The organism is Flavobacterium sp., from assembly GCF_035760125.1.
GTDB lineage: Bacteria > Bacteroidota > Bacteroidia > Flavobacteriales > Flavobacteriaceae > Flavobacterium.
Genome location: NZ_DASTTN010000325.1, coordinates 1 through 8260, shown reverse-complemented (window position 1 = coordinate 8260; position 8260 = coordinate 1). Strand labels below are relative to the sequence as shown.

The window sequence follows — 8260 nt, the reverse complement described above, 5'->3', positions numbered from 1 at the left end:
AATCTTCTTTGTCAATACGAGCCATTGGTCTGTTAGTAGGAATCTCTACCACATCTAGTTTGTAGATTTCCCATAACTCACCAGCTTCAGTAACAGCTGTACCGGTCATACCACCCAATTTGTTGTACATTCTGAAATAATTCTGCAATGTAATGGTAGCAAATGTTTGTGTAGCAGCTTCAATTTTTACGTTTTCTTTGGCTTCAATCGCTTGGTGTAAACCGTCAGAATAACGACGACCATCCATGATACGACCTGTTTGCTCATCTACAATCATGATTTTGTTGTCCATGATTACATATTCCACATCTTTTTCAAAAAGGCTATACGCTTTCAAAAGTTGTGTCAAAGTATGGATACGTTCGCTTTTCACTCCGAAATCTTGGAATAATCTTTCTTTTTCTTCCGCTTCGGCATCCTTGTCTAATTTTTTCTTTTCAATAGCTGCAATTTCAGTTCCAATGTCCGGAAGTACAAAAAAGTCGGCTTCAGTATCTCCTGAAAGGAATTTGATACCATTATCTGTTAAGCTAACTTGATTGTTTTTTTCTTCAATTACAAAATACAAAGCTTCATCCACTTTTGGCATTTCGCGATTGTTGTCCTGCATGTATTGATTTTCGGTTTTTTGAAGTAATTGTTTAATTCCTTCTTCACTCAAAAACTTGATCAATGCTTTGTTTTTAGGTAAACTTCTGTAAGCTCTCAATAATAAGAAACCACCATCTTTGGTATTTCCTTCTTTGATTAATTTTTTAGCTTCAGCAAGAAAACCATTTGCCAATTGACGTTGTAACGCTACCAAATTTTCAATTTTTGGTTTCAACTCATTAAATTCATGGCGGTCTCCTTGAGGAACAGGGCCAGAAATGATAAGAGGTGTACGGGCATCATCAATTAAAACCGAATCGACCTCATCGACAATGGCGTAATTGTGTTTTCTTTGAACTAAATCTTCTGGCGAATGTGCCATGTTATCTCTTAGGTAGTCAAAACCAAATTCATTGTTGGTACCGTAAGTGATGTCTGCGTTGTATGCATTTTTTCTTCCTTCAGTACTAGGTTGGTGATTGTCAATACAATCTACAGTCATTCCGTGAAATTCGAATAATGGAGCTTTCCAAGTACTATCACGTTTGGCCAAATAGTCATTCACGGTTACCAAATGCACACCGTTTCCAGTCAAAGCATTCAAGTATAATGGCAAAGTAGCGACCAATGTTTTTCCTTCCCCTGTTTGCATTTCGGCAACTTTACCTTCGTGCAAAACCATTCCACCAATTAATTGAACGTCATAGTGAATCATATCCCAGGTAATTTCTTTACCGGCAGCATTCCAAGTATTGGCCCAAATAGCGTTATCGCCATCAAGAGTAATGTAACTTTTTGTAGCTGAAAGTTCTCTGTCTTTTGCGGTAGCAGTAACTACTATTTGTGTGTTATCCTTGAAACGTCTTGCTGTTTCTTTAACAACTGCAAAAGCTTCAGGAAGAATCTCCATTAATGTTTTCTCAGATATATCGTAAGCTTCTTTTTCAAGAGCATCAATTGCAAGGTAAATATCTTCGCGTTTGTCAATGTCTTCAATGCTTTCTACTTCCACTTTAAGGGCAGCAATTTTGGCATCTTTTTCGGCACGAGCTTGTTTTATTTTTTCTTTGAAAAAAGTGGTTCTTGCTCTTAATTCATCATTTGACAAGGATTGTAAAGGGCTTTCAAAAGTCTTTATTTTATTTAAATACGGTTGTAAAGCTTTGACATCTTTCTCAGATTTATCTCCAACAAAGATTTTAATAATACTGTTTATGAAACTCATGATTTATTTTTATTTCTATTTAATGTAACTTGTATATCTGTGTAAAATTAAACAAAAAAAAAGCCTCTTTTGAGACTTTTTCTTGGTTTACTTTTTTAATATTCATCCTCGTTCCAAAGATAATCTTCGTCCGTAGGATAATCTGGCCAAATTTCTTCCATTGATTCATATATCTCGCCTTCATCCTCAATAGATTGAAGGTTTTCTACTACTTCTAATGGAGCTCCTGCTCTAATAGCGTAGTCAATAAGTTCGTCTTTGTTAGCAGGCCACGGGGCATCGCTTAAATACGATGCTAATTCTAATGTCCAATACATATTTGTCGATTTAGTTTGTGCAAAAATAAATTTTTTACTGAAAAAGACAAGTAAAAAATGATTTATTTTTTTTAAAATTAAGAACGTATTTTCAGACAACATATTTTGACTAAGATATTCCAGATTTTAAAACTGAAAATCTTCCCTAAATGCTGTTAACTGAAAACTGTCATCAGTAAATTTGACCCTATTTTCTAGGTATCCATTTCACTTCATCAGCCTGTAGATCAAGAGACAATTTTCGTGCCAATACAAAAAGATAGTCAGAAAGTCGGTTTAAGTATTTAATCGCTATTTCGGCAACAGGTTCATTATGACTTAAATGCACTGCTAAACGCTCTGCACGGCGACAAACGCATCTAGTTATATGACAATATGACACAGTTTGGTGTCCACCAGGTAAAACAAAATGAGTCATTGGTGGAAGCGCTTCTTCCATACCGTCTATTTCTTTTTCCAATAATTCGATGTCGGTTTCTGTTATTCCAAGTTTTTTTAATCGAAGTTCACCGTTTTTCATTACTTCTTTCTCAGGAGGAGTTGCCAGAATTGCACCTATCGTAAAAAGTCGGTCTTGTACTTCAATTAGTATGTCTTTGTAATGACTATTTATTTCTTGGTCACGAATAAGTCCAATATAGGAATTTAATTCGTCTACAGTTCCATAACTTTCTATGCGGGCATGGTCTTTTGGTACGCGAGTTCCACCAAAAAGGGCAGTAGTTCCGCCATCTCCGGTTTTTGTGTATACTTTCATCTGAATTTATGATTTTAGATTGTAGAATGTTGATTTAGATCAGAATTCTACCGTAGTTAGATTTAAAAACAAAATTACTTTATTAATTCGATTATTGAAGTAACAAACCGTTTCAATGCACCTTCACTAATGTCAAAATATAAATCAGGTTCGATACATTCTATTTCCATTAATTGTAATTCAGTACCAATTATAATTCCATCAACTCGGGCATATAATAATTTGTCATGAAAAGTATTTACGACTTTTTGGGCTTTGTCTATTAATTCTTGGCTTGGTTCTATCAAAGTATATCTTCCTCCAAATTGGGATTGCACTCTAAAATCACCATCAATTGGTTTTTTATTGATTGCATGTGAGAATTTTTTATTGAAAAAGATAAAAGAGGTTTCTCCTAATGTTTGGATTTCTGGTATGAATTCCTGTAAAAGCAATTCTTTTTCGCGCGCTATTTTTGTGTATTCGTCATTTGTATTTTTGATATCTGATGTATCAAAAACGGATGTTTGATAGGAACCTGCAGAAAAAGCAGGTTTTATAACTGCTTTTTTCCAATGTTTTGGAATTATTTCGGCAATATTCAGATGCTCGATTTTGTCAATGAAAATAGTGGGAAGAATTGAAACCCCTTCCTTTTCCATTTCGCGTAAATAAAATTTATGCTTATTTTGCTTAATGATTTCAATTGGATTGAGTGTTTTAATGCCCAATTGTTCTATTTGGTCGAGCCAAAGATTAAATTCGGTTTCTTTCTCAAAGTAATCCCAAGTATTGCGAAAGATCAAATAATCAAAATCACTCCAATTGATGGTTTTATCACTCCAAATCACCGCTTTTGCAACGAGATTGTGTTTGGCTAGTTCTGGAATTAATTGTTGATCTGGGATTGTTAAGTCAGGAAGTTTTTCACAGGTAAGTAAACCAATTGTCATTTGCTTTTAGGTTCTAAGGTTTTGGGGAATTATTTATAGGATAATTCTAAAAATGCTATGCTGAATACTGTTATTTATATACTGTTTCTTCACGATATTGTTCCTTTACGGTATCGCTCTCAATAATTCCATCTCGTAAACGGATTACACGATGCGCATAAGCTGCGATTTCTTCTTCGTGAGTTACTAAGATTACAGTATTTCCTAGTGCATGAATATCTCCAAAAAGTTTCATGATTTCCAAAGAGGTTTTACTGTCCAGGTTTCCTGTTGGCTCATCGGCAAGAATGATAGAGGGCTTGTTGACCAATGCTCTTGCGATAGCGACACGTTGACGTTGTCCTCCTGAAAGCTGATTGGGTTGATGATCCATTCTGTCTCCAAGATTTACTTGATTGAGTACTTCGGTGGCGCGAGTATTTCGTTCTGCTTTTGAATGGCCTGCATAGATCATGGGTAAAGCAACATTATCAAGCGCAGTTGTTCTAGGTAAAAGATTAAATGTTTGGAAAACAAAACCAATCTCTTTGTTTCGAATTTCGGCCAATTCGTCGTCTTTCATGTGGCTTACATCTTTTCCGTTTAAAATGTAAGTTCCGGAAGTGGGGGTGTCCAAACAACCCAATAAATTCATTAATGTAGATTTTCCAGATCCCGAAGGTCCCATTAAGGCTACATATTCCCCCTTATTAATTTTTAAATCAATGCCTTTTAATACATATACAATTTCGTTTCCAAGCACAAAGTCTCTCTTGATATTGGTGATTTTTATAAGTGGGTTTTTCATTAGAATACAGGATTGTTGATTTTCGGTTTTAAAAGTACAAAAGACTTTTTGATTTATGATAAGTAGTTACAGTTGGATTTTTGTTACAATTGTATTGGATGAAATATCATTTTGGCTGAGATTAATTCTAATGTTAGGAGTACCTGTTTAAATCAATTTTGTTCGTTAGCAGTCGCTCGCGTGAGTGATGGCAGTGGAGCTCTTTATTGAATTGCACCGCCTTTAAAGGTGCAATTCAATAAAAGCGGGAACGAACAGCACGACCCGTAGTCTCGTCTTTTGGGACGAGACGGAGGGGCACGCCCATATAAACTTTTGTGTCTTAATCAATGGAGTTAAAATGTTGTTATTGTATTGTTTAAGCTTTTTTTTGTTTGTGTAATTTTCATTTGTTTCAGAATTTTTTTGATTGTTTGTATAATTACTACATTAAAATTAAATATGATATGACTGGGGGTACATTTGATGGAGAAATGTAAAACAAATCAAATATTATGGAAACTAGAAAATTATTATTAGGAATGGCAGTAATTGCTTTGGGATTTTCATCTTGTAAGGATGAGAAAAAAATACAAGCTGAGAAATCAGTAGAAACTTATGTTGTCTATGTTGATTCATTAGGAAAAATGGATTCTGTAGCGACAAAAGAAAATTGGGAATCTATTCAAGCTACTTATGAATTGAGAAATGCAGAAGCAGAAGCAGCTTTACAGAATTTGAAAGATGATGTAAAAGCACAAGAACGTATTAATTCCAGTAGAGCTAAATATGAAGAATTGAAAGCTAAAATGATTGCTGAAGAAGAAGCTGCAAATCAGGCTATAATTGCAGCAAGCCCTAAACAACGATTAAGAGATGCACTGTTTGGAGAAGGAAAAGTTGGGAATGATATGAATTTTAACTGGGTAAATGCCAAAAATATTCTTAGTGTTTATCAAATGTTTGTGGATACAGCCCATAAAAATAAAGACAGTTATACTCGTGAGGATTGGGACGAAGTGAAGTTGATGTATGAAGCATTGGACAGTAGAAAAAATACTGTAGAAAATGAAGGTCTTACTTCAAGCGATAACCATAAAATAGCTGGATTGAAATTGAAATTTGCACCAATGTACACTTTGAATAGAATGGGAGCTAAATCTGATGAAATGGCAAAAGCAAAAGGGTAATTAAATATTGATTCAATGAAAAATGACAATCTGAAATGGTTGTCATTTTTTTATTTAAATATTAGCTTAATTTTTTGTTAATTTAGAAAGAAAATAAATGTTAAATATAAGAATTTGTGAATTTAATCGATTTTATGTGTATTTTAACGATTTTTAACTTTATCTTTTGATTCCTATGCTGTAAATTTGTTCCATTAAAAGTTTCTAAGAACAGTTAGTAGGTTATCTATTCAAACTTTGTATTTTGAAAATTTTAGTTCTATATATTTTATAGATTTAGTTATTCAAAATGGGAATTGACAGTCATGGGGGTGACTGTCTTTTTTTTTATACATGCCTTATTTTAACTAGTTTCAATTTTAAATTTATTGGAAACAAAAAGAGAGCTTAATGTAAGTCGTTTTTTGATTTATAAATTGCTTTGTAGATTGCTAGTTCGAAATTTTATAAATTTTAGTGATGTCTTTCAATATTTCGGTAAAGTTGATATTTAGGTCAATTAATTTCCCAGTATGAATATCAAAAATCCATCCATACACTCTTAAACCTCTTTCTTTGAATGCTTTTTGAACCTCGGCAGTTTTGATGACGTTGATACATTGTTCCTGTACGTTCAATTCCACTAGTTTTTTGTATTTTTCCTCTTCATTGGCTATGGCATCAAGTGTTTTCTGATGGATTCGGTAAACATCCCTAATGTTTCTTAGCCAGGGATTTAATATTCCCAAATCAGATTGTTGCATAGCGGAAAGTACACCACCGCAGCCATAGTGTCCACATACAACAATGTGATTAACTTTCAATTGTACTACCGCATAATTGATTACCGACATGGAGTTTAGATCAGTATTGGGAACCATATTGGCAATATTGCGATGCACAAAAACTTCCCCTGGTTCCAATCCCATAAGCTCTTCGGCAGAAACTCGGCTATCCGAACAACCAATATAGAGAAATTCAGGTGATTGTCCTTTTGAGAGTTTTTCGAAATAATGCTCGTCAGTTTGGAGTTGTTTAATGATCCATTTTCTGTTATTTTCAAAAATTTGTTTGATATCCATAATGTGATTTTGAATTTTAAATGTACAAATCTAAGTTCTGATTACAAAATGCTGTTTGGGTTGTTCATATCTAAAGAAAACCAATCCCCATTGAAAAGTATCAATACTTACGGTAACTTTTGGATTATTTTTTATGATTTCCCAGGCTTCTTCCATTTCTGAAGACCAGTGTATGTCATCGAATATCCATACTGTTTCATTGGTTATCGTAGGCAAAAGTAATTCGAAATATTCTAAGGTTGCTTTTTTAGAATGGTTTCCGTCGAAGTAGATTAGTTGATGGTTGATGGTTGATGGCTGATTGTTTTTAAGATAGCTACTAAATTCTGTTACAATTAATTCTACATTATTGCAATTGAATTTTTGCAATTGCAATTGAGCTTGTTTGGCTGTTTCCGGACAACCTTCTAAAGTTATGATGGATGCTTTTGGATTTCCCAATGATAGGGCAGAAGTAGCCAATCCAAGGGAAGTTCCAATTTCTAAAATACTTTCAGGTTTGAAATAATTCACAATTCGAAACAATAATTGGGCTCGCTTGGGTGAAATTCCGGCTGTTTTGGTAATCTGAGCAATTTGTCTCGTGTTGGATTTAAAAACTCTGGAACCAGCTCCAAAATCAGTAACATCAATGGTATTTTTGTTTAGTAAAAGCCCGTTTCGGTAATTTTTTAAAACATTATACTCTGATTTGAACTCCTTGTTATAAAAACATTTGGTCAGTAAACTAAATACAAATGGTGAGTGTACAGCATGTTCGTTTTTGGAATGCCAAAGAAATTGTAAATAGGATTTTATTTGAAATAACATAAAAGCTCAATCAGGGTTTTGCAAAGTATTGGCGAAGATACTAAGATAATGGGCCAAAGTCCAAAGTCTTAAAGGGGAAAGTTGTAAAGGGGCATAGCTGTAAGCATTTTGGACAGGCTTTTGGTTTTTGACTTATATTTAAAGACTATATTTGCGCCCTTATAATTTATGCCAATAATAGCAATGAATTTTTTATGATGATGAAGGAAGTAATAGAGGATAGGGGTGTAATAACATTGGAAGAAATAAATCAATGTATCGCTATTTTAACACAATTGAATACCGATATTGACCAAATTTTTGAAATACCAAAAGAAGAAAGAATAGCACTAATCAAAGCTGCTGGACAATTTTCCCGTCCCGATCGGGATGAGTTTGCCAAAAGGAAAAAGGACGGAAAAGCATTGGCCAAACGAAAACAAGAAAAGAAAGACAGAACGGCTCGCAAGGAAACTGGTATTCGTTCTGCGCGTGAAGCAAGTATTTTTGTGGCTCCAAAACTTTTGGGTCAGAGTGATCTTGCCAGTAAAGAACAGTTGGAACTGGAGACGCCCAGAAAATGTTATGTGTGCAAAACAGAGTTTACCAAAATGCATCATTTTTACGACTCA

Annotated in this window: 7 protein-coding genes and 2 pseudogenes; 2 read left to right on the top strand and 7 right to left on the bottom strand. The window is 34.1% G+C overall.

Annotated features, from left to right (window positions below):
- The 5 genes and pseudogenes from secA to VFS71_RS11575 all read right to left on the bottom strand — a co-directional run.
- Positions 1–1816 (bottom strand): annotated as a pseudogene (gene secA, locus VFS71_RS11595) (preprotein translocase subunit SecA); the annotation flags it as partial.
- A gap of 95 nt (positions 1817–1911) precedes the next feature.
- On the bottom strand, positions 1912–2133 hold the full coding sequence (locus tag VFS71_RS11590; protein ID WP_007138072.1) for a DUF2795 domain-containing protein: 222 nt from the start codon (positions 2131–2133) through the stop codon (positions 1912–1914).
- Positions 2134–2320: 187 nt separating this feature from the next.
- Positions 2321–2890, bottom strand: a complete 570-nt coding sequence (locus tag VFS71_RS11585) for a cob(I)yrinic acid a,c-diamide adenosyltransferase (protein ID WP_326401426.1) — start codon at positions 2888–2890, stop codon at positions 2321–2323.
- A 74-nt stretch (positions 2891–2964) separates the two neighbouring features.
- The gene (locus tag VFS71_RS11580; RefSeq protein ID WP_326401425.1) at positions 2965–3822 is read right to left on the bottom strand and encodes a hypothetical protein; all 858 of its coding nucleotides are present in this window, start codon (positions 3820–3822) and stop codon (positions 2965–2967) included.
- Positions 3823–3892: 70 nt separating this feature from the next.
- Complete coding sequence (locus VFS71_RS11575) at positions 3893–4609, bottom strand: ABC transporter ATP-binding protein (protein ID WP_326401424.1); 717 nt, start codon at positions 4607–4609, stop codon at positions 3893–3895.
- A gap of 494 nt (positions 4610–5103) precedes the next feature.
- Between VFS71_RS11575 and VFS71_RS11570 the strand changes: the two genes are divergently transcribed.
- Entirely contained in the window at positions 5104–5778 is a 675-nt protein-coding gene (locus VFS71_RS11570; protein ID WP_326401422.1) for a hypothetical protein, read from the top strand.
- Between the two features lie 431 nt (positions 5779–6209).
- Here VFS71_RS11570 and VFS71_RS11565 read toward each other — a convergent pair whose 3' ends face one another.
- Positions 6210–6839, bottom strand: a complete 630-nt coding sequence (locus VFS71_RS11565; protein ID WP_326401421.1) for a carbonic anhydrase — start codon at positions 6837–6839, stop codon at positions 6210–6212.
- A gap of 30 nt (positions 6840–6869) precedes the next feature.
- Entirely contained in the window at positions 6870–7649 is a 780-nt protein-coding gene (locus VFS71_RS11560; protein WP_326401420.1) for a class I SAM-dependent methyltransferase, read from the bottom strand.
- A gap of 197 nt (positions 7650–7846) precedes the next feature.
- On the opposite strand from VFS71_RS11560, the pseudogene VFS71_RS11555 reads away from it, so the two are divergent.
- Positions 7847–8260: pseudogene (locus VFS71_RS11555) on the top strand (oxidoreductase); the annotation flags it as partial.